This is a genomic window from Pseudomonas profundi, assembly GCF_008638305.1.
Taxonomy (GTDB): Bacteria; Pseudomonadota; Gammaproteobacteria; order Pseudomonadales; family Pseudomonadaceae; genus Halopseudomonas; species Halopseudomonas profundi.
The window spans coordinates 64,746-89,377 of record NZ_VTPZ01000003.1; the positions used below are offsets into that span (position 1 = coordinate 64,746).

Annotated in this window: 22 protein-coding genes; 13 read left to right on the forward strand and 9 right to left on the reverse strand. The window is 58.4% G+C overall.

Annotated elements, in window-relative coordinates; genetic code table 11:
• Nucleotides 1-302: 302 nt before the first annotated feature.
• The 6 genes from FZE95_RS05360 (at nt 303) to FZE95_RS05385 (ending at nt 6,744) form a co-directional block, all read left to right on the forward strand.
• The gene (locus FZE95_RS05360; RefSeq protein WP_150299817.1) at nt 303-1,304 is read left to right on the forward strand and encodes a PstS family phosphate ABC transporter substrate-binding protein; all 1,002 of its coding nucleotides are present in this window, start codon (nt 303-305) and stop codon (nt 1,302-1,304) included.
• 97 nt (nt 1,305-1,401) lie between these two features.
• Nucleotides 1,402-2,340 carry a phosphate ABC transporter permease subunit PstC gene (gene pstC, locus FZE95_RS05365; protein WP_150299818.1) on the forward strand — a complete coding sequence of 313 codons (939 nt, stop codon included), beginning with the start codon at nt 1,402-1,404 and terminating at the stop codon, nt 2,338-2,340.
• An 8-nt stretch (nt 2,341-2,348) separates the two neighbouring features.
• Nucleotides 2,349-3,284 (forward strand): phosphate ABC transporter permease PstA, encoded by a 936-nt coding sequence (pstA, locus tag FZE95_RS05370; protein WP_150299819.1) that lies wholly within the window; start codon nt 2,349-2,351, stop codon nt 3,282-3,284.
• An 81-nt stretch (nt 3,285-3,365) separates the two neighbouring features.
• Entirely contained in the window at nt 3,366-4,232 is an 867-nt protein-coding gene (gene pstB / locus FZE95_RS05375; RefSeq protein WP_150300065.1) for a phosphate ABC transporter ATP-binding protein PstB, read from the forward strand.
• Between the two features lie 17 nt (nt 4,233-4,249).
• Nucleotides 4,250-4,975, forward strand: coding sequence for a phosphate signaling complex protein PhoU (gene phoU / locus FZE95_RS05380; RefSeq protein ID WP_150299820.1), 726 nt, complete (start codon nt 4,250-4,252; stop codon nt 4,973-4,975).
• Nucleotides 4,976-6,351: 1,376 nt separating this feature from the next.
• The gene (locus FZE95_RS05385) at nt 6,352-6,744 is read left to right on the forward strand and encodes an acyl-CoA thioesterase (RefSeq protein ID WP_150299821.1); all 393 of its coding nucleotides are present in this window, start codon (nt 6,352-6,354) and stop codon (nt 6,742-6,744) included.
• Between the two features lie 58 nt (nt 6,745-6,802).
• Here the strand turns inward: FZE95_RS05385 and uvrD are convergent, their stop codons facing one another.
• Complete coding sequence (gene uvrD / locus FZE95_RS05390; protein ID WP_150299822.1) at nt 6,803-8,983, reverse strand: DNA helicase II; 2,181 nt, start codon at nt 8,981-8,983, stop codon at nt 6,803-6,805.
• Between the two features lie 203 nt (nt 8,984-9,186).
• Between uvrD and FZE95_RS05395 the strand changes: the two genes are divergently transcribed.
• Nucleotides 9,187-12,027, forward strand: a complete 2,841-nt coding sequence (locus FZE95_RS05395; protein WP_150299823.1) for a putative bifunctional diguanylate cyclase/phosphodiesterase — start codon at nt 9,187-9,189, stop codon at nt 12,025-12,027.
• Between the two features lie 7 nt (nt 12,028-12,034).
• Here FZE95_RS05395 and zwf read toward each other — a convergent pair whose 3' ends face one another.
• Complete coding sequence (gene zwf / locus FZE95_RS05400) at nt 12,035-13,582, reverse strand: glucose-6-phosphate dehydrogenase (protein WP_150299824.1); 1,548 nt, start codon at nt 13,580-13,582, stop codon at nt 12,035-12,037.
• A gap of 148 nt (nt 13,583-13,730) precedes the next feature.
• Between zwf and hexR the strand changes: the two genes are divergently transcribed.
• Both hexR and FZE95_RS05410 read left to right on the forward strand, forming a co-directional pair.
• Nucleotides 13,731-14,606 (forward strand): transcriptional regulator HexR, encoded by an 876-nt coding sequence (gene hexR / locus FZE95_RS05405; protein WP_150299825.1) that lies wholly within the window; start codon nt 13,731-13,733, stop codon nt 14,604-14,606.
• 29 nt (nt 14,607-14,635) lie between these two features.
• On the forward strand, nt 14,636-14,914 hold the full coding sequence (locus FZE95_RS05410; RefSeq protein WP_150299826.1) for a peptidylprolyl isomerase: 279 nt from the start codon (nt 14,636-14,638) through the stop codon (nt 14,912-14,914).
• Nucleotides 14,915-14,965: 51 nt separating this feature from the next.
• Here FZE95_RS05410 and FZE95_RS05415 read toward each other — a convergent pair whose 3' ends face one another.
• Nucleotides 14,966-15,451 carry a GFA family protein gene (locus tag FZE95_RS05415; RefSeq protein WP_150299827.1) on the reverse strand — a complete coding sequence of 162 codons (486 nt, stop codon included), beginning with the start codon at nt 15,449-15,451 and terminating at the stop codon, nt 14,966-14,968.
• A 356-nt stretch (nt 15,452-15,807) separates the two neighbouring features.
• Here FZE95_RS05415 and FZE95_RS05420 point away from each other — a divergent pair, with 356 nt between their 5' ends.
• Nucleotides 15,808-16,650, forward strand: coding sequence for a CvfB family protein (locus tag FZE95_RS05420; RefSeq protein ID WP_150299828.1), 843 nt, complete (start codon nt 15,808-15,810; stop codon nt 16,648-16,650).
• Between the two features lie 49 nt (nt 16,651-16,699).
• On the opposite strand, the gene FZE95_RS05425 is transcribed toward FZE95_RS05420, so the two are convergent.
• The 3 genes from FZE95_RS05425 to FZE95_RS05435 all read right to left on the reverse strand — a co-directional run bounded on the left by FZE95_RS05425 (nt 16,700) and on the right by FZE95_RS05435 (nt 19,142).
• Nucleotides 16,700-17,284, reverse strand: coding sequence for a YqaA family protein (locus tag FZE95_RS05425; RefSeq protein ID WP_218573651.1), 585 nt, complete (start codon nt 17,282-17,284; stop codon nt 16,700-16,702).
• 127 nt (nt 17,285-17,411) lie between these two features.
• The gene (locus FZE95_RS05430; protein WP_150299829.1) at nt 17,412-17,957 is read right to left on the reverse strand and encodes a transcriptional regulator; all 546 of its coding nucleotides are present in this window, start codon (nt 17,955-17,957) and stop codon (nt 17,412-17,414) included.
• 12 nt (nt 17,958-17,969) lie between these two features.
• Nucleotides 17,970-19,142, reverse strand: a complete 1,173-nt coding sequence (locus FZE95_RS05435) for a zinc-dependent alcohol dehydrogenase (protein WP_150299830.1) — start codon at nt 19,140-19,142, stop codon at nt 17,970-17,972.
• A gap of 418 nt (nt 19,143-19,560) precedes the next feature.
• Here FZE95_RS05435 and FZE95_RS05440 point away from each other — a divergent pair, with 418 nt between their 5' ends.
• The 3 genes from FZE95_RS05440 to FZE95_RS05450 all read left to right on the forward strand — a co-directional run bounded on the left by FZE95_RS05440 (nt 19,561) and on the right by FZE95_RS05450 (nt 21,267).
• Nucleotides 19,561-19,926: a response regulator gene (locus FZE95_RS05440; RefSeq protein WP_150299831.1), complete on the forward strand. Its 366-nt coding sequence runs from the start codon at nt 19,561-19,563 to the stop codon at nt 19,924-19,926.
• Nucleotides 19,927-20,080: 154 nt separating this feature from the next.
• Nucleotides 20,081-20,440 carry a hypothetical protein gene (locus FZE95_RS05445; protein ID WP_150299832.1) on the forward strand — a complete coding sequence of 120 codons (360 nt, stop codon included), beginning with the start codon at nt 20,081-20,083 and terminating at the stop codon, nt 20,438-20,440.
• Nucleotides 20,441-20,538: 98 nt separating this feature from the next.
• Entirely contained in the window at nt 20,539-21,267 is a 729-nt protein-coding gene (locus FZE95_RS05450; protein WP_218573652.1) for an ROK family protein, read from the forward strand.
• Nucleotides 21,268-21,282: 15 nt separating this feature from the next.
• On the opposite strand, the gene FZE95_RS05455 is transcribed toward FZE95_RS05450, so the two are convergent.
• The 3 genes from FZE95_RS05455 to FZE95_RS05465 form a co-directional block, all read right to left on the reverse strand.
• The gene (locus FZE95_RS05455; RefSeq protein WP_150299833.1) at nt 21,283-22,254 is read right to left on the reverse strand and encodes a phosphoribosyltransferase; all 972 of its coding nucleotides are present in this window, start codon (nt 22,252-22,254) and stop codon (nt 21,283-21,285) included.
• 159 nt (nt 22,255-22,413) lie between these two features.
• Nucleotides 22,414-22,692, reverse strand: a complete 279-nt coding sequence (locus FZE95_RS05460; RefSeq protein ID WP_150299834.1) for a hypothetical protein — start codon at nt 22,690-22,692, stop codon at nt 22,414-22,416.
• Between the two features lie 302 nt (nt 22,693-22,994).
• A complete protein-coding gene (locus FZE95_RS05465) occupies nt 22,995-24,617 on the reverse strand; it encodes a methyl-accepting chemotaxis protein (protein ID WP_150299835.1) in 1,623 nt (540 codons plus the stop codon).
• Between the last annotated feature and the right edge of the window lie 15 nt (nt 24,618-24,632).

Sequence of the window (24,632 nt, forward strand, 5' to 3'; positions counted from 1 at the left end):
TTGAGTATCAAAAAAAGCCCGCTTCGGTTGAATCGAAGTGGGCTTTTTTGTGCCTGGAGATCCTTCAAGCATCGCTGTCAGACCGCTTTAGACTGCGCTTTTCAGAAAGAACAAGGCCGTCGAGGGAGCATCAGCTACAACCGACCACGTTTTTTCTGCTTTGTTTCGGCTGTCACAAAAGAGTCATCTTCCATGGATATATTGGCTTCGTCGCCGAAAGGTCGGCTCAGGTTTCACAGCGGCATGCGCTGCAACCTCAACCGATTTAGTGACCAAACCTAAATGTGGACAGGATATTGACCATGAACAAAGCACTTACCGCCGCTTCCGTGACACTGATGTCCGGGATCTTAGCCGCACCCTTCGCCATGGCAGCTGAAACCGTTCAGGTAGATGGTTCCAGTACCGTTTTCCCGATTACCGAAGCTGTTGCCGAAGAGTTCCAGAAGGAAATGAAAGGCGACATCCGGGTGACCGTCGGCGTCTCCGGTACTGGCGGCGGCTTCAAGAAGTTCTGTAATGGTGAAACCGCCGCAACAGGTGCTTCACGTCCGATCAAAAAAGAAGAGGCCGAACTGTGCAAGCAGAACGGTATCGAGTTCATCGAACTCCCTGTCTCCATGGATGCACTGACTGTTGTCATCCACCCCGATAACGACTGGGCCACGACTATGACGGTCGAGGAACTGAAAAAAGTCTGGGAGCCTGAAGCACAGGGCAAGATCACCAACTGGAACCAGATCCGTTCCTCCTTCCCCGACAAGCCGCTGCGCCTCTATGGTGCCGGCACCGATTCCGGGACCTATGACTACTTCACCGCTGCCATCGTCGGCAAGGAACACTCCAGCCGCGGCGATTTCACCGCCAGTGAAGATGACAACGTGCTGGTTCAGGGCGTGGCCAACGACCCGAGCGCCATGGGCTTCTTCGGTCTTGCCTACTATGAAGAAAACAAGGACAAGCTGGACGCTGTAGCGATTTCATGGAAGGGCAAGGAAGCGGTACTGCCTTCCGTCGAGACCGCTGGCAACGGTTCCTACCAGCCGCTGTCGCGTCCGATCTTCATGTACGCCAGCAAGAACAAGATGCAGTCAGAACCGCATTCCATGAAATTCATGGAATACTATCTGAACGAAGATAAATCCGCCGACCTGGTAGAGGAAGTTGGCTATGTGCCGATGAGCTCAGAATCCTACCAGGCAGCCCTGCGCACCCTGCGTGAACTGGAAGTAGGCACTGCCTTCACCGGTTCAGAGATCGGCGTGAACGTTGTAGAGTTGCTCAGCCGCGACAAGCACTACTGAGTAGATCGGCAGAAAAGCAGGAGTGCGCCAGATGGCGCGCTCTTGTTGCCGTTTCTGAACCCTGACCATCAGCAAGTTTCACCGCAGCAGGCCTATTATGCTTAACACGCCAGATGACCAGTTGCGAGCCGCTGTTACCCCGGCTCCCAACTTCCTGCGCAAGCGTGCAATGATCGACAAGCTGGCGAGATGTATTCTGTTCGCCGCTGCCGCCGTATCGGTCTTCGTGACCATCGGTATCGTTTACATTCTGGTCAGCGAGTCGCTGGTTTTCTTTGAGAACGTCTCGCTGACGGAATTTCTGACGTCCACCACCTGGACTCCCCTTTTCGCAGCACCCTCCTTCGGGATCTGGCCGCTGCTATCCGGTACGCTGACTGTATCCGCGATTGCCCTGTCGATCGCCATTCCACTCGGCTTGCTGCTGGCGATCTACATGAGCGAGTACGCACCGCCGAAGGTGCGTGAAGCAGTCAAACCGGTATTGGAGATGCTCGAAGGCGTACCGACCATCGTTTACGGCTACTTCGCCCTGATGATGGTGACGCCCCTGTTGCAGGCCTTCATTCCGGGGCTGCCCGGTTTCAACATGCTCTCGCCGGGTATCGTTATGGGCATCATGATCCTTCCCTATACGACCTCGCTCAGCGAGGACGCCATGCGCGCTGTACCGCGCGAGCTGCGAGAAGGCGCCTACGCACTGGGATATTCACGTTTTTACACAGCGATCAAGGTCGTGATCCCGGCAGCCATTTCCGGTATTACCGCGGCCTTCATTCTTGCCATGTCCCGCGCCGTCGGAGAAACCATGGTGGTGGCGATTGCGGCAGGCCAGATGGCCAACTTCACCTTCAACCCAATGGAAGGTGCCGCGACCATCACCACCTTCATCGTGCAGGTCAGCCTCGGCGACGTACGCCATGGCTCGATTGGCTACCAGTCCATCTTCGCGGTCGGTCTTGTGCTGTTCCTGATGACGCTGCTGTTCAACGTCATCGGCTTCATGCTGCGCCGCCGCTACCGTCTGGCTTATTGAGGTAAAACATGGCTACGTTAAATCAAACTATCAGTGACGCGCAGGGCCATGCCTCGCTGGTCCGGCGCAACAAGAATCAGGACATCCTGATCGCCGGGCTGGGCATGCTGATCCTGGTGATCGCCATCTCTACGCTGCTGGCGATGTTCCTGGATCTGTTCATTACCGGCCTGCCACGCTTGCAGGATCCTGACTTCTACATGAGCTTCCCGTCGCGCAAGGCGGAGCAAGCGGGCATCCTCTCGGCCTGGGTCGGCACTATCCTGGTCATGATCGTTACCGCTGCCATCTCGATACCACTGGGCGTCGCTGCTGGCGTCTATCTCGAGGAATACGCTGGCTCCAACTGGATGACCGACCTCATCGAGATCAATGTCACCAACCTCGCCGGCGTGCCGTCAATCGTGTACGGCCTGCTGGCGCTCGGCCTGTTTATCTATGCGTTCGGCATGAGCGAGACGGTATTGGTCGCGGGCCTGGTGCTGTCGCTGCTGATTCTGCCGGTAATCATCGTTTCCACGCGGGAAGCCATCCGGTCGATACCGGAGGCGTACAAGGAAGCCGCGATCGGTCTTGGCGCGGATCAATGGCAGACCACCTACGCCTACATCCTGCCAGCGGCGCGTCCGGGCATCATCACCGGCGCGATAGTCGGCCTGTCACGGGCGATCGGCGAAACAGCACCGATCATCACCATCGGCGCGCTGACCTACATTGCGTTCCTGCCCAACGCGCCGATCAGCGGCGACTTCCCGTTCATCAATTTCGACTGGATCACCAGCCCGTTCACGGTCATGCCGATCCAGATGTTCAGCTGGGTGTCTCGTCCGCAAGCCGAGTTCCAGATCAACGCCGCGGCAGCAGGGGTTGTATTGATGGTGCTGACGCTGATGATGAACGCCATCGCTATCTACATTCGCTACAAGGTTCGCCACAAGGACTGATACCGGTCCCAAACCAGGCTCCTCGTACATAGACGATTACGGTAAACATATATGACTTCCTTCAGCAAAAGCATTGGCATGATGAAAAACGTCAGCACGACCGCAGAACCCGTAGCAACCAAACGGACCCATAGCGCCCCTCCGCCCGCCTCGGCCGGACAGGAAGATACCTGGCTGCTCGAACCGGAAGAGGAATTGCGTGCGCGGGTGTCTGATCTGGAGTTCTGGTATGGCGACGGTACCCAGGCTATCCAGAAACTGAATATGCCTCTGGTAGACAAGCGCGTCACTGCCTTGATTGGCCCTTCAGGCTGCGGCAAGAGTACCTTCCTGCGCTGCCTGAACCGCATGCACGACCTGTACAAAGGCGTGAAATATTCCGGCGAGATCACCCTGATGCCGGAGAACGTGAATCTCATCGAGCTCGACCCGATGGTGGTCCGCCTGCGAGTGGGCATGGTTTTCCAGAAGCCCAACCCCTTTCCCAAGACCATCTACGAAAACACCATCGCCGGGTTGCGCATTCGCGGCATCAAGAAGCGCGCAGTGCTGGATGAAATGGCCGAGAAGTCGCTGCGCCAGGCGGCGCTGTGGGATGAGGTCAAGGACCGCCTGCATCAATCTGCCCTGAGCCTCTCCGGCGGTCAGCAGCAGCGCCTGTGTATCGCCCGCGCTTTGGCGGTACAACCGGATATCCTGCTGCTCGACGAACCCACGTCGGCGCTGGATCCGATCGCGACGGCGCGCATCGAGGATCTGCTCAATGAGCTGGAAGGTCAGGTCACCATCCTGATGGTGACGCACAACATGCAGCAGGCTGCGCGTATCTCCAACTACACCGCTTACATGTACATGGGTCAACTGGTCGAATTCAACGAGACCGATGCGCTGTTCACCCGCCCGAAGTGCCAACGCACGGAAGACTATATTTCCGGCCGGTTCGGCTGATAAAGGAGTCCCAGATAATGACAACAGATCGCGAAAGCCACCTTAAGCATATTTCCAGCCGCTTCAACGCCGACCTCAGTCAGCTCAAGCAGGATCTGCTGGAAATGGGTGGGCTGGTTGAACAGCAACTGCGCCAGGCCGTCGAGGCACTCATCAACAGCGATGTTGAGCTGGCCCGTGAAGTCAAAGCCGGTGACAAGAAGGTCGACGCCATGGAACTGGCTATCGATGAAGAAGCCAACCGCGTCATCGCCAAGCGCCAGCCCACCGCCAGCGACCTGCGTCTGGTCATGTCGGTGGTGAAGATGGTCGCGGATATCGAGCGTATCGGCGACGAGGCGAAAAAGATTGCCAAGCTGACTATCGCACTAGCCGAAGAAACGACCAGCCCCTGGGGCCGCGTCGAAGTCCGGCATATTGGTAATCATGTCGCCGTCATGCTGCGCGATGCCCTGGATTCCTTCGCCCGCTTCGACACCCAGGTAGCCCTGCAGGTCATGCGCGAGGACGATACCGTAGACAGCGAATACCGCAGCGCAACCCGCACCCTGGTCACCCACATGATGGAAGACACCCGTAACATCACCCGCTGCCTGAATATCATGTGGGTACTGCGCGCACTGGAACGCGTCGGCGACCACGCCGGTAATCTGGCGGAGCAGGTTATCTATATGGTCGAAGGCACCGACGTGCGCCACGCGCCGATGGAAATAGCCGAGCGCGCTGTCGAGGGTCGAGGTTGAGGTCGGTTCGCAATGAAGCTGAAAGGGCCTATACAGGCCCTTTTTTTATTTGTTTTGGCACAAACTGTCCGACCGGATTAGCGGTAGCCCACGAGCACGTTCATCCCCGGAAAGCACCAAACCACCTTTGGCAAAGGGGGCTAGGGGGATTGGCTTTTCGACTCAAAATGTTTCGCCAGACTGGCTCAAGGTCATTGTGCCCGGCTGAACCGAAGCCAGTCGCCCACCGGCTGTCAGGATTACACAAGACGCCGTAAACCCCTCCCTGGGGGCTTGGTGAAAACATCCCTGTTTTCAACACTTGCTCCACTCTGACTGCCGGCGGGCTCGGTCGAGCATCGGCGTGATGCGGAGACTAAACCGATGTTGGGGTGTGCCATCAGGCAACTCAAATCTCTACGCGAAGCGAGGCGACAGGACTGAGTCGACCGTGCGATGACAGGGATGTCATCGACGAGTTTACAGGGACGTACTTGCAGCGTGTCGGCGCAGCCCTGTCGGCTCGCAGAAGCTGGTCTCGAGCTCTCACCCAACTCAAACTAGCGGCCACGTCCCAAGCCAGTCGCCCACCGACTGTCAGGATTACGCAAGACGCCGTGAACCCCTCCCTGGGGGCTTGGTGAAAACATCCCTGTTTTCAACACTTGCTCCACTCTGACTGCCGGCGGACTTGAATGAGCATTGGCGTGAAGCGGAGATTAAAAGCGCTTCCAGATTTTCCTGTCAGGCAACTCCGATCTTCATGCGAAGCGTGACGACAGGGCTAAGCCGACCGTGCGATGACATGGATGTCATCGACGAGCTTACAGGGATGTACTTGCAGCGTGTCGGCGCAGGCCTGTCGGCTCGCGGAAGCTGGCCTCGAGCTCTCACCCAACTCAAACTAGCGGCTACGTCCCAGGCCAGTCGCCCACCGGCTGTCAGGGTTACGCAAGACGCCGTAAACCCATCCCTGGGGGCTTGGTGAAAACATCCCTGTTTTCAACACTTGCTTCACCCTGACAGCCGGTGGGCTCGGTCGAGCATCGTCGTGATGCGGAGAGTAAACCGGTGTTGGGGTGTGCCATCAGGCAACTCAAATCTCTATGCGAAGCGAGGCGACAGGGTTGAGCCGACCGTGCGATGACAGGGATGTCATCGGCGAGCTTACAGGGACGTATTTGCAGCGTGTCGGCGCAGCCCTGTCGGCTCGCGGCAGCTGGCTTCGAGCTTTCACTCAACTCAAACTAGCGGCTACGTCCGGGGTCGAACGCCGGCAACAGCCCCTAACCATTGAGTGATAACCCGCTATCACATAACATAGGCGCCTTCGCAGTTTTCAGTTTTCCCGCTTGACTGCTGCTACAAAAATTAAAACGCACATTACCGAGCATTCGATGCAAGACCTAGACATGGATCCAACCCCTCGGGGAGAGCTGGCGCTCAAGATCACCACCTTGCCACGAGACTGCAACAGTTTCGGGGATATTTTTGGCGGCTGGCTGGTAGCACAGATGGACGTCGCCGGCACCAGCACTGCGGCGCGCATTGCCCGCGGCAGGGTCGCCACCGTCGCAATCGATCGCATGGGTTTCATGGTGCCGGTATCGGTCGGAGCCCAGCTGGCGTTTCACTGTCACGTTCTGGATGTTGGCCGCAGCTCGACCAAGATCTGCGTTGAGGTGTGGAGTGAGGATCTGGCGCACGATGGGATTCGCAAGGTTACCGAAGCGATATTCGTTTTTGTCGCCATCGATGACCGTGGCCGCACGCGTATCATACCTTCCTGATTCTGCGTCGCCGTAGCTCAGGCGCTGGAGCTAAAACCCAGCGCCGTCTAGCATACCGCTACATCGCCTCAAGCTTGGCGTAGGCAACCATCAGCCACTTACTGCCTTCATCATCAAAGTTGACCTGAATCCGCGCCTGCGCGCCGTGCCCTTCATAGTTCAGCACCACGCCCTCACCAAACAGCGAATGCATGACCCGCTGGCCCAACGCGAAACCGGTGCTCTCGGTCGCTTCCTGAGCGAACATGGTGCCTTTGCCCTTGCCGGGGCCGAAGGGCCGACTGACCTGACTGCCCAGGCGCACCTCGCGGATCAGTTCCGCCGGGATCTCGCGAACGAAGCGTGACACCTTGTTGAAGGTCTCGCTGCCGTATAGCCGCCGTGTTTCTGCCCAGGTGATGACCAGTTGCTGCATGGCCCGGGTGATCCCGACGTAAGCCAGCCGGCGCTCCTCTTCCAGCCGACCCGGCTCTTCCAGGCTCATCTTGTGCGGGAAGAGCCCTTCCTCCATTCCGGCCAGAAACACCAGCGGAAACTCGAGGCCCTTGGCGCTGTGCAGCGTCATCAGCTGTACGCTGTCCTCAAAACGGTCGGCCTGCGTCTCACCCGCCTCCAGCGACGCGTGGGCCAGGAAGGCCAGCAGGGTGTCGCCTTCTTCTTCTTCGCTGGCCATCTCGTTTTCAAAAGCCCGCGCAGCCGATACCAGTTCCTCAAGGTTTTCCACCCGCGCCTGCGCCTTCTCGCCCTTCTCCTGCTCATGGAAACGCAACAGCCCGCTGTGCTCGATCACCTGCTGGGCCATGCTGTACAAGGGCATCCCCTCGACCCGTTCGGTGATGTCTTCGATCATCTGCATGAACGCCTGAACGGCATTGGCGGCGCGGCCAGGCAATCCCTTGTTGTCGAGCAAATCGCAGCCGGCCTGCCACAGCGACACATCCTGCTCGCGGGCGTGCTGGCGCAGGCATTCAACGGTCTTGTCGCCGATACCGCGAGCGGGCACGTTGATAATGCGTTCCAGTGCGCCGTCATCGCCGCGGTTGGCAATCAGCCGCATATAGGCCATGGCGTTCTTGATCTCGGCTCGCTCGAAGAAGCGCTGGCCACCGTAGATCCGATAGGGAATCGCCGCGCGCAGCAGGGCCTCTTCTAGCACCCGGGATTGTGCGTTGGAGCGGTAGAGAATGGCCATCTCGCTACGCGCCATGCCTTCACCGACTGCCTGTTCGATCCGTTCAACGATGAAGCGCGCTTCATCCTGCTCGTTGAAGCCGGCGTACAAGGCGATCGGCTCGCCTTCGTTATCTTCGGTCCAGAGTTCCTTGCCCAAACGCCCCGCGTTGTGGCCGATCAGCGAGTTTGCGGCCTTGAGGATGTTCGCCGTTGAACGGTAGTTCTGCTCCAGGCGAATCAACTCGGCGGACGGATAATCCGTCTGGAATTGCTGGATGTTTTCGATGCGTGCGCCGCGCCAGCCGTAGATCGACTGATCATCATCGCCGACCACCATCAGGCTGGGATTCTTGCCGGCGATCAACCTGAGCCAGGCGTACTGCACCGCGTTGGTGTCCTGGAATTCGTCCACCAACAGATGCCGGAAACGCGCCTGGTACTGTTCACGCAGCGCGTTATTATCGCGCCACAATTCCAGCGAGCGCAGCAGCAATTCGGCGAAGTCCACCACACCGGCGCGGGCACAGGCCTGTTCGTAGGCCTGGTAGATGCGCAGCATGGTGGTGAGGTACAGATCGCCGGCCGGCTGAATGTGCTGCGGACGCAAGCCTTCATCCTTCTGACCATTGATCCACCAGAGCGCCTGACGCGGGGCCCACTGGTTTTCATCCAGACCCAGCTCGCGAATGACGCGCTTGACCAGCCGCAGCTGATCGTCGCCATCCAGAATCTGGAACTGTTCGGCTAACCCCGCCTCGCGCCAGTGCGCCCGCAACAGGCGGTGCGCCAGCCCGTGGAAGGTTCCGACCCACATACCCTGGGGCGAGATTCCCAGCAGTTGTTCGATGCGTGCGCGCATCTCGTAGGCGGCCTTGTTGGTAAAGGTCACCGAAAGAATGCTCCAGGGCGACGCGTTCTCAACCTGGCACAACCAGGCGATACGGTGCACCAGCACGCGGGTTTTTCCAGAGCCGGCGCCAGCCAGCACCAGTTGTTGTCCGGGAGCCGCAGATACGGCCTGGCGCTGGGCGTCATTGAGCGAATTAAGCAGATGAGAGATATCCATGCGCGCATTCTACCAGCCGCTGCCCACCGGTCGGTAGGAAACCGACCACAGCCTTGATGTCAGCGCTGGATGTCATGGTTTCAGCCGTGCGGGGGGGGCTGTGCCAAACCCGGGCGGTGATGTAAGGTGCGTGTTCAGGGAGAAATGCCATCATGATGGCATTCTTGGAGCGGAAGCGCTGAGCATTTGAGGGATCATTGACCATGGCGTTTCAGGACAGTTACGCACCCGGCACTCATATCGACCTGCGCATACGCCAGCTCGATCTGCTATATGAATATTCTCGCCTACCGCAATGGTTGATCCTGCTCGCCGCGGTTCTGATCAGCATCCTGGTCTGGGATCACGTCGATCATACCCTGCTGCTTGGCTGGCTGGCGCTGGTTCTCGCACTGACACTGCTGCGTAATCTGCTGACCAGCCAGTATCGACAGAGTCCGCCCGAGGCGCGTTTGAAACCGCGATGGCGGGTGCTCTTCTATCTTGGCAATGCCCTGACCGGCTTCGCTGCGACCTACATCCAGATCGGCCTGGTCCCACTGGAAACATTCACCTTGCAGGCTCCTGCTTACAGCCTGACTACCGGTGTCAGCCTGTGTGTCAGCATCATCTACGCCAGCCGGTTTCTTGCTTTTGCCAGCTTTCTGGTGCCCGCCTGGCTGCCGAGTATCATCTTTTTACTGACCCGTGATGACTCTATCAGTGTGTATTGGGGTGTCATGGGGGTGACCGTATTTTCCTGCATTCTGCTTGCCGGGGCTTTCATTAACCGCTCCGTTACCCGGACCATTCGTGCAGACGATCACAACCTTGCGCTGGTCGCCCGGCTGGAGCAGACCCACCAGCAGGCCAAAGCACTCAATGAGCAGCTTACAGCTGAAGTCCAGCACCGGCGACGCGCTGAACAGGAGCTGCTGGAGAGCCATGAGGCACTCGAGCAGCGAGTCCAGCAACGAACCGCCGAGCTTGAAGATATCAGCCGGGCACTGCGTTCCAGCCAGGACCGGCTTAGCCTAGCGCTGGAGGTCAGCGGACTGGCGTTGTGGGATTGGGACCTGAAATCGGATCAGGTCGAGCATTCCAAGCTGGACACCATCTTCGGCCTGCCGCCCGAATCACGCCCGACAATGCTCGGGGATCTGCGGCCGCACCTGCACCTTGACGATGTGAAAACAGTACGTGCTGCGCTGATCGGACATATGAAGGATCAGAAGGCACCCTACCGGCTCGAGTACCGCGTGAAGCATGCCGACGGCCACTGGTTATGGGTCGAGGATAGCGGCCGTGCCGTGGAACGCGACGCCACAGGCCGCGTGTTACGGATGCTCGGTACCCGTCGGGACATTTCTGCGCGCAAGCTCCAGGAAGAGGAAGCGCTGCTGGCGGCGACTGTATTCGAGGCGTCATCCGAGGGCATTCTCATTCTCGACCGGCAGCTTCAGGTGTTGGCAGTCAACCAGGCGTTCAGTGTGATCACTGGCTATACCGCAGGCGAGGTCATCGGCAAGGTGCTGAACATTCTCGGCCAATCCATGGAGCCCGAGGACTACCAACAGCTGGTAAGCACGTTGCACAGCCAGGGTCGCTGGCAGGGTGAGCGGATCGCGACCCGCCGCAACGGCGAACAGTATCCACAATGGCTGCAGCTCGCAGTGGTACGCGACGAGCGCGGCAGGATTATCCACTATGTAGCCTTCTTCGCTGACTTGACCGTACATCGCCAGAACGAAGAACAGGTCACCTATTTGACCAACTACGATCCGCTCACGCAGCTGGCCAATCGCAATCTGTTTACCCAGCAGCTTAATCAGGCCACCGGCCGCGCGCGCACCGACAAGCGAAATATAACGCTGCTGCACCTGAATCTGGATCGATTCAAGCATATCAACGATACATTGGGTCACGCTGTGGCAGACCTGTTGCTTCAACAGATCGCGTTGCGGCTGGGCGAGATGGATCAGTCCGATCTCCTCGCGCGACTCTCAGCCGACGAGTTTGTCATCCTGGTAGAGAGACAGATGAGCCGCCACGACCTGGAGCAACTGGCAGCGACCCTGCTTGAGGAAGTACGCAGCCCGACCCTGATCGGTGCGCACGAGTTGGTAGTGACGGCATCCATCGGGATCAGCCAGTTTCCCGGTACAGCGCGTAACAGCCTGCATATGATTGCCCAGGCCAACCAGGCAATGCATCACGCCAAGCATCTTGGCGGTAACAACTATCAGTTTTATACCCATCTGCTGCAGTCCTACAGCCTTGATCGTCTACAACTGGAGAATCAGCTGCGCAAGGCGCTTGTCGACTCTCAGCTGGTCGTGCATTACCAGCCCAAGCTGGACCTGACGACCGACCACGTCACGGCCGCCGAGGCACTGGTCCGCTGGCAACACCCGCAGCGCGGGTTGCTGTTGCCCGGGCAGTTCATTGCAATGGCCGAAGAGACCGGCATGATCGTCCCGCTGGGGGAAATAGTGCTGCGCCAGTCCTGCGCACAGGCCAGCCGGTGGTATCACCAGGGACCGGCGCCGGTACGTATAGCAGTCAACCTGTCGGTGCAGCAGCTACGTCAGGAGAACTTCTCGCGGGTTGTGCTCGATATTCTTGAAGAATCCGATCTGCCGGCTCAGTTCCTGGAACTGGAGCTGACCGAAAGCATGCTACTTGAGCATCTGGACGTGGTGACACGCAATATCGCCGAGCTCCAGGAGATGGGCATCAGGCTGGCGGTGGATGATTTCGGCACGGGTTATTCATCTCTCGCCTACCTAAAGCGTTTCCCGCTGCATACGTTGAAGATTGATCGGGCCTTTATCGCGGAGCTTGAGGACGGTGCGCAGGACGCGGCGATCGTGCGCGCCATTATTGCCATGGCGCACAGTCTCGGTCTCAACGTGGTGGCCGAAGGCGTCGAGCTGGAAAGTCAACTCGAGCTTCTCCGCGATTACGGTTGCGATGAAATACAGGGCTACCTGATCAGCCGCCCCTTGCCGGCCCAGGCTTTTGCCAGACTGCTGACTGACGCCCAGCAAAGCCTGCCCATCTGACCCGGGGCTAGCGTTCGTCGAGCCAGGTATGTCCCTGGCGCTCGAGCAGACTGTCCGCCGCTTCAGGTCCCCAGCTCCCGGCAGCATACCGCTTGGGCGACCGGTAGCTGTTCTGCCAGCCTTCGATAATCGGATCAACCCAGCGCCAGGCGGCCTCGATTTCATCACGGCGCATGAACAGCGTGGCATCCCCGTCGATCACATCGAGCAATAAGCGTTCATAAGCGTCCCAGCGACGGCGCTTGAACGCATCGGCGAAATTCAGATCCAGCTCGACTTCCTGCAATGCCATGCCCCGGCCGGGCGATTTGGCCATCAATGACAGGCTGATACTTTCGTCAGGCTGCAGCCGGATGACCAGACGGTTACCGGGCGCGAAATCGCCGCGCTGCGGGAACAACCGGTGCGGCACAGCCTTGAACTGCACCACAATTTCGGATTTACGCTGCGCCAGCGATTTGCCGGTACGCAGGTAAAACGGCACTCCGGCCCAGCGCCAGCTGTCTATCTCAGCCTTGAGCGCGACAAAGGTTTCAGTATTGCTGTCGTGATCGACGCTTTTCTCAAAATAGTAAGCGGGCAGCTTCTCACCTGCCCGCACCCCCGCTGAATACTGGCCCCGCACCGTGTGGTCCTGAACGTCCATGCCACCGATGGGCCGCAGAGCTTCGAGAATTTTCAGTTTTTCGTTACGCACCGACTCAGGTTCGAAGTGCACCGGTGCTTCCATCGCCACCAGACACAACAGCTGCAACAGATGGTTCTGTACCATGTCCCGGATCGCGCCGGCCTTGTCGTAATAATCGCCGCGATTTTCCACGCCTACCGTTTCCAGCACGCTGATTTGCACATGATCAACATGCGCATTGCGCCAGAGCGGTTCGAACAGGGCGTTGCCGAAACGCAACGCCAGCAGATTCTGTACCGCCTCCTTGCCGAGATAATGGTCGATACGGAACACGCGCGACTCATCAAAGACCGAGCCGATCTGATCATTGATCTGATTGGCGGTTTCCAGACTCTGGCCCAGCGGCTTTTCCAGCACAATGCGCGCTTCGGCGGTGACCAGTCCGGCTGAGTCCAGATGTTTGGCGGTGGAAGCAAACAGGTTCGGCAGGGTCGCCAGATAAAACACGCGGATACGATCCGGATGCTCGCCCAGCCTTTCACCCAGACGCGAATAGGAGGTCCGTTGACTGACGTCCAGCGTCATGAATTCGAGCCGTTGCGCAAAGGCCTCCCACACCGACTGATCAAAATCCCCCTGCGCCACGTGCTGGCTGACATGACGCTGCACCAGTTTGCGATAACTCTGCGCGTCGTGCTTGCCGCGTGCAGTAGCGATGATGCGCGTCTCGGCATGCAGATGCCTGTCTCGATGCAGGTAATACAGGGAAGGCAACAACTTGCGCATCGCCAGATCCCCGGTGCCACCAAATACCACTATGTCGCAGGCCAGGCCGCGTTTTGCTGACACAGCAATTCTCCTGTTACGCTGTTGAAAGGCGCCTTGGGGGAGGCTGGCTATTCTTGAATAACCGGCGCGTCCCGGCATCAGAGAGCGTCTGGGTCGGTCCGCATCGAGGCGGAAGCAAGTTTCTTCAAACCGTTAATACGCTGCCATTAACGCTGGTTCGGCGCTTTTTGTAGTATAACTACAAGAAATCTCATCCCAATGGCACCCAGACTAGCATGAAGTCCACGTGAATTTGCTCCAGCACATCGCCGCCAGCCGCCAGCTGCTCCGCAAGTCAGAGCTCAAGGTCGCAGACCACGTTCTTGCACATGCGGCGCAGGTAATGCACTCATCCATGGCCGATCTGGCCCGGGAAGTGGGCGTGAGTGAACCGACCATTGTGCGCTTCTGCCGGGCTATCGGCTGTACCGGATTCCAGGACCTCAAACTGAGACTAGCGCAAAGCCTCGCGGCCGGAGCCAGTTTTGGCCAGTTTTCGATAAACGAGGATGACAGCGTCGATCAGCTGTCACACAAGATCTTCGATACGACACTGGCGACTCTGATGGAAGTACGCGAACGGCTCGACACCGCAGCCACCGAACGGGCAATCGAGGCGATGGCCCATGCACGGCGGGTGGAGTTTTACGGTTTCGGTGCCTCCGGTGCCGTAGCCAGCGATGCACAGCACAAGTTTTTCCGCTTGCAGGTATCCACAGCGGCCTATTCTGACCCGCACATGCAAGCGATGTCAGCCGTTACCCTGGGCCCTGAAGATGTCGCCGTGGCGATCTCGCAGACCGGGCGCACCAAGGACCTGTTGCATTCCGCATCGCTGGTCGCGGAAAGCGGCGCGACGCTGATCAGCCTGTGTCCGAGCAATACGCCGCTGGCAGAGCTCGGCAAAATCCACATTCCCATCGATGTGACGGAAGATACGGAGATTTATACGCCGCTGTCTTCGCGTATTGCCCATCTGGTGGTGATCGACGTGCTGGCGATGGGCATGGCCATGCGCCGTGGACCGGAACTGGTCAATCATCTTAAAAGCGTCAAGCGCAGCCTGCGCGGCTTGCGGTTGTCCCACAAGGCAGGCCAACGCAGCGCCGACAGCCACGACTGAAAGCCTTCCTCTGCAGGAGACTCGACACGATGCCTACCGCGATGGCCCGCCACATTCTGGTAAAGACCGAAGCACAAGCCGCAGATCTGAAGAAACGCCTCGCTGCCGGCGAAGCCTTCGATGTGCTGGCGAAGAAATATTCGACCTGCCCATCACGCAAGCGCGGCGGCGACCTGGGCGAAGTGCGCCCGGGTCAGATGGTCAGGGCGATTGATCAGATCATTTTCAAAAAGCCGCTCAAGAAGATCCACGGCCCGGTGAAAACCCAGTTCGGCTATCACCTGGTGCAAGTCTTCTACCGCGACTGACAGCCACCCTTCTCACACATCACCTTCTAGCTTCTAGCCTCTAGCTTTCAACTACTGACTCAACCCCAGCCGTTCGTGCCATTCGGCAATCGACTCCTCGGGATATTCCCGATATTCCTTGTCGCCCGGCCGGGTCTCCGGCTCCGCCCATGCCGCGCGTGAGCCCAGCATCATATGCGTGCGCTCCGGCGGGACCGGCAATGGCGTATCGATCGCCGAGGCGAACGGATGAATCAATTCAGGCCACTCAGGGCTGAACAACCATAAGCCCGATCCGCAGCGGCTACAGAAGTGCCGCTCGGCGCTGCTGGCTCTAACGCTGCCATCCTCGCCCGGCATCACTGCATGGTAAATGGTGATATCTTCCCGGCCGGTCACCTCCATACTGGCCGTATCGCCACTCAGATTGATTGCATACCCTCCTCCGCCCTGCGTCTTGCGGCAGATCGAACAGTAGCAGCGCTGATAGGGATAGGGGTGCGCGCTTTCAAGTTCGAAGCGCACCGCGCCGCAATGACACGAACCTTTCAATTGCATCTATGCCTCCTTGGTGATTTCTGTCGCCTCGCCCTCGACAGGTCAGGGCAAAGCCTGACGCGTTTGCGGCCTGGGCGGGTTAGCCGGCCAGGCACCCTGGCCGCCGATACATGACGTCATACCCCGCGCGCGATATCCGCGACCGCTTCGCCTGATGTTTCTTCGTTGGCAGCCATCGGATTGAGTTCACGCGACCCGTGGATTTGTGACCATTCCCAAATCTGTCGTTCACCTCCGTTCGTCGACCCGCAGAGTCCGTTGTAGGCAGGCGCAGCGGCATCTGAGGCGCGCCGGCAACCGCCCCGCGCACCGGAGCTCCTGCTACAATGCCAGGCACTTCAACGCGGAATCTGACCATGGCTGCAATCGGGCGCTTCAACACACTGCAAATCGTCAAACACACCGGATTCGGCCTCTATCTGGACGGCGGACCGGACGGCGAAATACTGCTGCCAAACCGTTACATACCCAAGGACCAACCGACCGAAGTCGACGACTGGCTCAATGTGTTCATCTACCTGGACAGCGAAGACAAGCTGATCGCCACCACCGAAACGCCCAAGGTCCAGGTAGGGGAATTTGCCAGTCTGAAAGTAGCGGAAATAAACCGGGTCGGCCTGTTCCTCGACTGGGGTCTGCCCAAGGACGTTCTGCTACCCCATTCCGAAGAAAAACGCCCGCTGAAAGAGGGTGACTACTGTGTGGTGTATCTGTATCTGGACCGGCATACGCGCCGTATCACCGCTACGGCATATCTGGACCGGTATCTCGACAAGCTACCGGTGCGCTACAACCCGGGCGATGAGGTGGACCTGCTGATCGTGTCGCCAACCGATCTCGGCTACAAGGCCATCATCAACCACTCGCACTGGGGCTTGATCCACAAGAACGAGGTGTTCAAGTTCCTGCGCAGCGGCATGCGCGAAAAAGGCTATATCAAGGAAATTCGTGCCGATGGCAAGATCAGTCTGAGCTTGCAGCCGGTCGGTAGCGGGGCTGGCGATCAACTTCAGCAGCAGATTCTCGAGCAACTTGATGCCCGGCAGGGGGTGCTTGCCTTGAGCGACAAGAGCCCGCCAGAAGCCATCACCAAGGCGTTCGGTGTGAGCAAGGGCAGCTTCAAGAAGGCTATCGGTGGTTTGCTGAAACAGGGCCTGATTGTGATCCACCCCGACCGCATTGAACGCAGCCAGCGCTAAAGGCGCTGGCAGTCAGAATCCGGGCCGAAAGCAACCAATGACATAGCGCCTAACCAGTAATTTCGAACCATAGCCATACGCCAGCCAGCACCAGCAGCAGCACCCCGAGCGGCCTGGAATACTTGTCCCAGATTTTCATCGCCGCATCGCCGGCAATCGCCACCAGCAACGCCAGACCAAAATAGCGCGCACCCCGGCCGATCATGGCGGCAAGCAGGAATAACGCAATCGGATAACCATTCGCGCCAGCGGCCAGCATGGCGATCTGAAAGGGCACCGGCACTATGCCGATAGTAAGGATCGCAACAAAGCCTTCTTCGCTGAAGCGCGACTGAAACTGCTCGTATGAGTCCTGGTTACCGAAAAAATTAATCAGCGTGTCGCCCCAGTGATCCATCGCGAAGACGCCGAAATAATAACCCAGTGTTGCGGCTGTCAGATTCCCCGCCAACGCCACACCTGCAATGGTCCATTTGCGCTCGGGATGACAGAGCATCCAGGGAATCAGGATGACCTCGATGGGAATCGGCACCAGCAATGTTTCTGCCATCGAGGCGGCAAATAACAACCAGAGCGCGTGGCGTGAGCGATCGAGCCGGTCCAGCCAGGCCCTGGGTGAGGTAACTTTCGGCAAGCGGGAAATCCTTGTAAAACGAGAACCTTGGTGAGACCGTCGCGTCGCAGGTCTGGTTCGCTTTCAACGCAACTATACGCGCTGAGCCATACATACCGACGCAGCGGACGCTGCGTCGGTACGCCCCTCAGGGCCGCTTGGCGGTTTCTCTATCCGCAGCCTGCATTCCGCTCACCTGCGGCGCATCGTTGATGCTACCGTCCCCTGCTGCGGCCCGTCCGCGCATTTTCTCAGCAGGTTCGGAAAAACCACTACGATCGCTATAGTCATACACCGTGACCAATTGCTTCTCCTTGCCCAAGCCCCGGGCGCAGGCCAGGTCAGCGGCGGCAATCGCCGCTACACCGCCCAGCGCGATGGCGGTGTTCACCGGTTCGTTACCGCGCTGGGCCGCAACCCCCAGCGTCGCCAGATCCAGTGCGTCTCCACCAATGCGCGCATAGATCCATGGCGCGGGCTTATCGGTCATCAACAAGCCGACCCCGGTGGCAATCTCGCGCAGACCATAAAGCCGCAGCAATCCGGCCCGGCCCGGCAGGCCAACGGTACTGGCCAGCGCGCGCGGCATCAGCAGCTCGGCGACACCCAGGCCAATGCTGAGCCAGCCCAGGCTCCGTGCGGCCTTGTGTGCAGCATGATTGGTGCGGTATTCCCGACTCGATTTACGTTGCATGATCATATCTCCTCAGGGCTTCAGCACGACTTTGACGCAGCCGTCATGCTTGTCGCGGAAGGTCTTGTACAGGTCCGGGCCATCTTCAAGCTTGGCCGTATGGGTGATGACAAACGACGGATCGATCTGCCCGTCCTGAATGCGCTTAAGCAGGTCATCAGCCCAGCGTTGGACATGGGTCTGCCCCATGCGGAAGGTCAGTGACTTGTTCATGGCTGCACCGAAGGGAAGCTTGTCCAGCAGACCGCCGTACACGCCGGGAATCGACAGGGTACCGCCGGGGCGGCAGACGTACATCATTTCGCGTAACACATGCGGGCGGCCAGTTTCCATGAAGGTAGCCTGCTTGATCCGGTCATACATCGCGTCGATCGAGCGCGCTGCGTGGGATTCCATTCCGACCGCATCGATGCATTTCTCGGGCCCCTTGCCCTTGGTCAGCTCGCTGAGTCGTTCAACCACACTTTCTTCATCAAAGTTGATGGTGATCGCGCCGCCAGCACGGGCCATGGACAACCGCTCCGGAACATTGTCGATACAGATGACCTGCTCGGCGCCAAGCAGAATGGCGCTGCGTATGGTGAACTGACCAACCGGACCCGCTCCCCAGATAGCCACAGTGTCGGTACGCTGAATATCGCACTGCACGGCCGCTTGCCAGCCCGTCGGGAAGATATCGCCAAGGAACAATGCTTGCTCATCAGTCATGCCCTCTGGCACGACCACAGGCCCGACATCAGCGAAGGGCACTCTTACGAATTCAGCCTGACCACCGTCGTAGCCACCGGTGAGCTGCGTATAACCAAACAGGCCGGCGGTGGTGTGACCAAACAGCTTGTCGGCCAGTTTGGCGTTGCGGTTACTTCGCTCACACACTGAAAAATTGCCGCGCCGGCATTGGTCGCACTCCCCGCAGCTGATAGTGAATGGCACGACAACCCGATCGCCAACCTTGAGCTTCTTGTTGGCAGACCCGACTTCCATCACTTCCCCCATGAACTCATGGCCCATGATGTCCCCGTGGGTCATGCCCGGCATGAAGCCGTCGTACAGGTGCAGGTCGGACCCACAAATAGCGCACGAGGATACCTTTACAATCGCGTCACGCGGATCTTCGATGGAGGGGTCGGGTACGTGATTGTCACAACGAATATCTTTCTTGCCATGCCAGCGGAGTGCTCTCATGGGAATCTCCTGTTCGGATGAACGAATGCCGCGTGGTGATTCCTTCGATGTGCTACTACGCCGATTGCGCAGCAGTGCGCGTTCCACTGCAATGATGTGCCGGAAGCATACGGCCGGCGTCCCGCGGCGATTGCATACAAAGGGTTAGTACATGGCGGGAAGACAAAAGTTGCCGAGACGTGCAAGATTGCCGCCGGTTACCGACGAGCTGTTCCGCTTTCTGACACATTCGCCGCAAATAGGAATCTTATTCGGCATATTCGGGGGAACTTGGAAGCAACATAGGAATCTTTATAGCGGATCCCTACATCGCCCCGCCTCGCTTGCCGGCCTCAACATCTACCTGAGGGCTGCGAAACAGGCGAAACAGACAGCCGCAGCCGTTCGGCGATAGTTTTCAAACTCTGGTGGTCGCATCATGAACATACTGATCGTAGAAGATGAAGCACTGATCGCAATGCTTCTTGAAGAAATGCTCGATACCCGCGGCTATAACGTCGCGGCGCATGCCTCGACACTGGCTGAAGGCGAAACCATGGCGTCATCGCTGGACGTGGACGTGGCCATTCTGGATGTCAGCCTGGGCGGCGACTCGGTGTTTCCGGTAGCTGAACGCTTATCCGACCGGGGCATTCCGTTCATGTTCACGACCGGCTTCGGCGCGGCCGGCATGCCTGAGGTGTGGGCGGATCGTCCGGTCTTCAGCAAGCCATACGAAATCGACTCGCTGATTGCGACTATCCAACAGTTGGTACCAAGCGCACCGGTCGCTGCGGCAGGCTAGGCACCAGCGTCTCGCACTCTGCTCGCTCCTGGAGGTTCTGGTCTGCCTGGATACACGTCTGTCCGTGGTTTGGCGCTACTGGTTCCTGCATCAAGGAACTTCAGCGCTATTCACCCCTTCTATATCTGAACATTCCTGATGTCAGAGGTAGAAAATGAAAAAGATCCTCTTAGCTTGTGGTTTGGCCACCTGCTTTCCTCTTGTTGCCGCTGCAGATAACGTAGAGCTGGAGAAGGAATTGAACGGGCTGGATATTCAGACTGAAGTGGTGGGCGACACCGGCACCACCGCGGGCCCCGCTACTGGCGGAACCAGCGGAGTCCAGGCACTCAGAGTAACCAATAATGGCGACGTCACTGCCAACTGCAGACTTGAACCTCATCCATCCGAGCCAGCGATGACCGGCTCGCCTGAAACCCTTATCGAAGCGGGCGATTCAGCCACCTTGCGTCTGGAAGGCAGCTATTCAAGCGCGACCATTCGCTCGAAACTGGTCTGCGAAGAAGAAAGCTGAGGTGTTAGCCGGATCCGGAATGGTTGCGACTGCCCGGATCCGGCCTGATCAGACGCACCGACCATAACCCATCTTCCACACATAACACGGGAGCCATATTGAAACCGGGCATTCTGGTATTCGACATCGGCGGCAGCGGCATCAAGGCCGCGGTAGTTGATGAGCAAGGCAATCTTCTGAGCGAGCGCTTGCGTGTGCCCACCCCGCATCCATGTCTGCCTTCGGTGCTTGTCGACACCCTCGTCCAGCTGGTCGCGCTCTGTCCGGCCTACAATCGCATATCCATCGGATTCCCCGGCGCGATTCGCAATGGACTCATTCTCACCGCAGCCAACCTCGATAGCCGCGAGTGGATTGGTTTTGACTTGCCTGATGCCCTTTCCCGCCGAATGGATAATCATCCCGCACGGATCATCAACGATGCCGATCTGCAGGGGTTTGCCCTGATTCGGGGTAAGGGACTGGAGCTGGTTATTACTCTGGGCACAGGCTTCGGCTCGGCACTGTTTCGCGACGGGCAATTAATGCCGCACCTGGAGCTTGCGCACCATCCGGTGGCTGACAACCTGACCTATGACCAATATCTGGGAAATGCCGCGCTGAAACAGATCAACGCAGAGGTGTGGAACGAGCGGTTACTGCGCGTGCTCGATGTGCTGGAGGTCTTGCTGCATCCCGATCACATCGTGCTGACGGGAGGCAACGTGCGGCTGGTCACGGTCGACCTGCCATCCTCGGTCAGGATGGCGCCCAGCGATACAGGTATCAGCGGCGGCGCCGCCTTGTGGCGGCACCAGAGCCAGGGCGTTGGAGATCCTGCCCGGTAACCGTGGACCGCTACGTCAGGGTGTCAACGGCAGATGGCGGTCCATGAACCGCTTGACCTTGCCCAGGGCCTTGTCGCGAAACGACAAGCTTTTGCGTACCGCCTGAGACTTCAACCCTGACAGACTTGCCCCCGGGGAATACATCTCGTTTGTTTCCAGACAGAACACCGGCTTGCTGGTGAGCCGCATGATCTCGCGAGCCTGAAGCTCTTCGTTTTCAATGAACAGCACAGCATGCGGGTCGCTACGATAGACATCAGCCTTGAACTGTTTGTGCATATCCAGGCGCCGTCGTTCGGCGGCACTGGGCAGATCCAGCATATGCAACTGCTGATAGCGCACCCCGTGACGTTCGAGCCAGGCTTCTGTTTCGCAACGGTATTTCTCCAGCCGACTGGTAACCAGATGCTTCACCTCGACCGAAGGGATAAATAGCGGCCTGGCATGCTCGAGAAACCCGAGGTAGTTTGCCCCATCATCGTTCTGCATCCGCGTCGGATCAACACACAGCACGCCATCGATATCCAGGCACGAATGGCTGATCAGCGGGTGGTGCATGATGTTCCATTCAAATACACGTGGCTGCTCTACCGCCTCGAGGAAGATATCCACTGCCTCAGCGTTATTTCGCTGAGCGAAAGCAACCATGGTCACTACCTCGCCCGAAAAGATGCTGCTGACCTTGTCGCGAGCTTCGCGCATGGACCCGCCTGAGGCGATACTGTCATCCACCAGCAGGATTTTCCGGGCCTGCTGCGGCAGGCGTAGCGCTTCATGCTTGTACGTGCGAGTGTGCCCCTTCTTCAATTCATCGTTGCGTTCGAAGGCGTACAGATCGGTCAGCGGTAGATTGAGTTTCAACGCGACAATACTGGCTACCAGCATTCCGCTGCGAGGGATACCCACAACCAGGTCTACGTCAGTGGGCACTTTACTCGCGAATCGATTGGTGAGTGTCGACAGATCACTGACACTTCGGTAATTCATAGCTGCTCCTCAGCCTAACGGTTTTATTATTCCCGCTGCTACCCACTCCAGCGGTCTGTTCAATTTGCGTCCTCGTGTACCGCCTTTGTCTGGCTCAGTCAGATCGCTGGCCAGCCTCGTGACGGGCTAGCCCGGCCACGACTGGCCATGCTTGTATGCTTAGAATACCCAGCGTTGAGCGCTTGCCTTGTTCTCGGCGTAGTTCTCGCCCTGGGCGACAAACGGAAGCGTCGCAGGCTTGGCGGTGCTCTGCTGGGTAATCGAAAGGGGTTGCGCCGGGCTTTCTTCGAAGCTGACAGAATCGAACTGCATGCCAGCGGAGCGCTCCCAGGCGGGAGCAGATGGGATGATCTTCTGCGAGGATTGCGGCCCAGCAACCATGGCAATCGCCATAACGGCCAGAACTAGAGGCGCTCGTTGTAGACGTTCAAGACTCATGTGCATCTCCCCAAAGCATTGGCTGAAAGAGCTCTAACGCGTTGGGTAAATATCGCAAGTCCTGTGCCAGTTCACACTTTTGGGTAAACTCATATAAAACAATAGCTTACGAAATACAAAAAGCGTTGCCACCATGCAGGGTGCATGATGTGGCGCTTCGATATCGTGCAAAGTGCAAAGTTCTGCGTCCTGGCGGGAACTTTACTTCAACCAGGTTGACGCGCCACGTACGGCAACGGAGTGGAGACAATAAATTGGACAACCATCATTGGCTTCGGTGCCGTAGGGTGGCCTGCGAGCGATCAAAGGGACAGCCGTCTGGTCAACTCGCTCAGTTGGTTAGACATTTCGTGCAGACCTGCACTCGCCTGGGCGGTGCGCTCGACGTCACGCTGGTTGCTCGCGGCAATTTCGCTTATCTCGGTGATATTGCGAGAAATATCCTCTGACACGCTGGTCTGCTCCTCGGCTGCGGTGGCGATCTGGCGATTCATATCGCGGATCGCTTCGACCGAAAGTGTTATTTCACGCAGGCGCTCGCCCATCATATTCACCTGGCGCATTCCGGTTTCACTGCTTGACTGCCCCCCTTCTATGGCACGCGCGGCATGCTCCGCGCCGTCACGGACGTTATCGATAATCTGTTGGATCTCGGCGGTTGACGCACTGGTGCGCTGGGCCAGGGTGCGTACCTCATCTGCCACAACAGCGAACCCACGCCCGGCCTCACCGGCTCGAGCCGCTTCGATTGCCGCGTTCAGCGCCAACAGATTGGTTTGCGCAGCGATGCCCTGAATGACCTCAAGTACCTTGCCGATACGCTGGCTATCCCCTTCGAGCTGTCCAATGATTTCGGCAGTACGGGAAATCTCACCGAGCATCGACTGCATGGCCGAAACGGTCTGGCTCATATCTTGCTCGCCCTGGCGAGTGTGATCGTCGGCCAGGTCAGCTGCACTGGCGGCGTCTGCGGCATGCCGGGCCACTTCGGCGGCGGTCGCCGACATTTCCTGCATGGCAGCGGCGACCTGATCAGTACGGGAGAACTGCTCCCTTGCACCATCAGTCATACGTGTCGCCACCGTGTTGAGTTCGCCGCTGGCGTGGTCAAGCTCGCTGGTACTCTGTTCAAGCTTGCGAAACGTATCGGCAAGGAAATCACGAAGCTGGTTCGCCGCCCGCGCCAGCGTACCCAGCTCATCGTTGCGATCGGTTTTGTTCGGCAAACCGATACGGCCACTGGCAAGCTGCTCTATCTGGCTGATCAAGCCCGTAATGGGTGCGACCAGACGCTGGTTCACCAGCCAGACGCTGAGCATGCAGATCAGCACGGTCGAGCCCAGCAACAGGCCAACGCCAATCCAGATGGCACGACTTGCCTGCTCTCCGATAATCCGGCCCTGCTCGAGGGCGTAGGACTCAATGGTATCGACCAGTGACGCCATCTGATCGCTGGTCGCACGATCGATACCTCGCACATTCCGATCGCCGGCCAGCGGATCGAAACCGCCAGTCCTGTAAGCCTGCAGGCCGACACGGTATGCGTCGCGGAGCCGCTGATGCTCCGTGCGCAACTGTTCGACCTGCTGGCGAGCCTGGGGCTGGATATCCAGAGCCGCAATTTCCGTCAGCAATGCTTGAACCTGCTGCTCTTCCTTTTCAAACTGGGCCCAATAGCGCTCCATGTCCTGACCGTTGCCGCCGCGCAGCAATACGTTCTTCCACTCCTGTACCTGCCCCTTGAAGGCCAGGTTCGCATCGTTGACCAGGCTTGACGCCTGCAGCGGCCCCTCGATGAGCGAGCGATAGCTGCTCATACCCTTCGATAGCGTATTCAGACTGGTTAATGCCACCAGAACCATCAGCGTCAGGCTGCCAACCAGCAGCACCAGGGTCTGGGTACGAAGTGAAGAGGATGTAGCCATGATCAGGGAATTCTA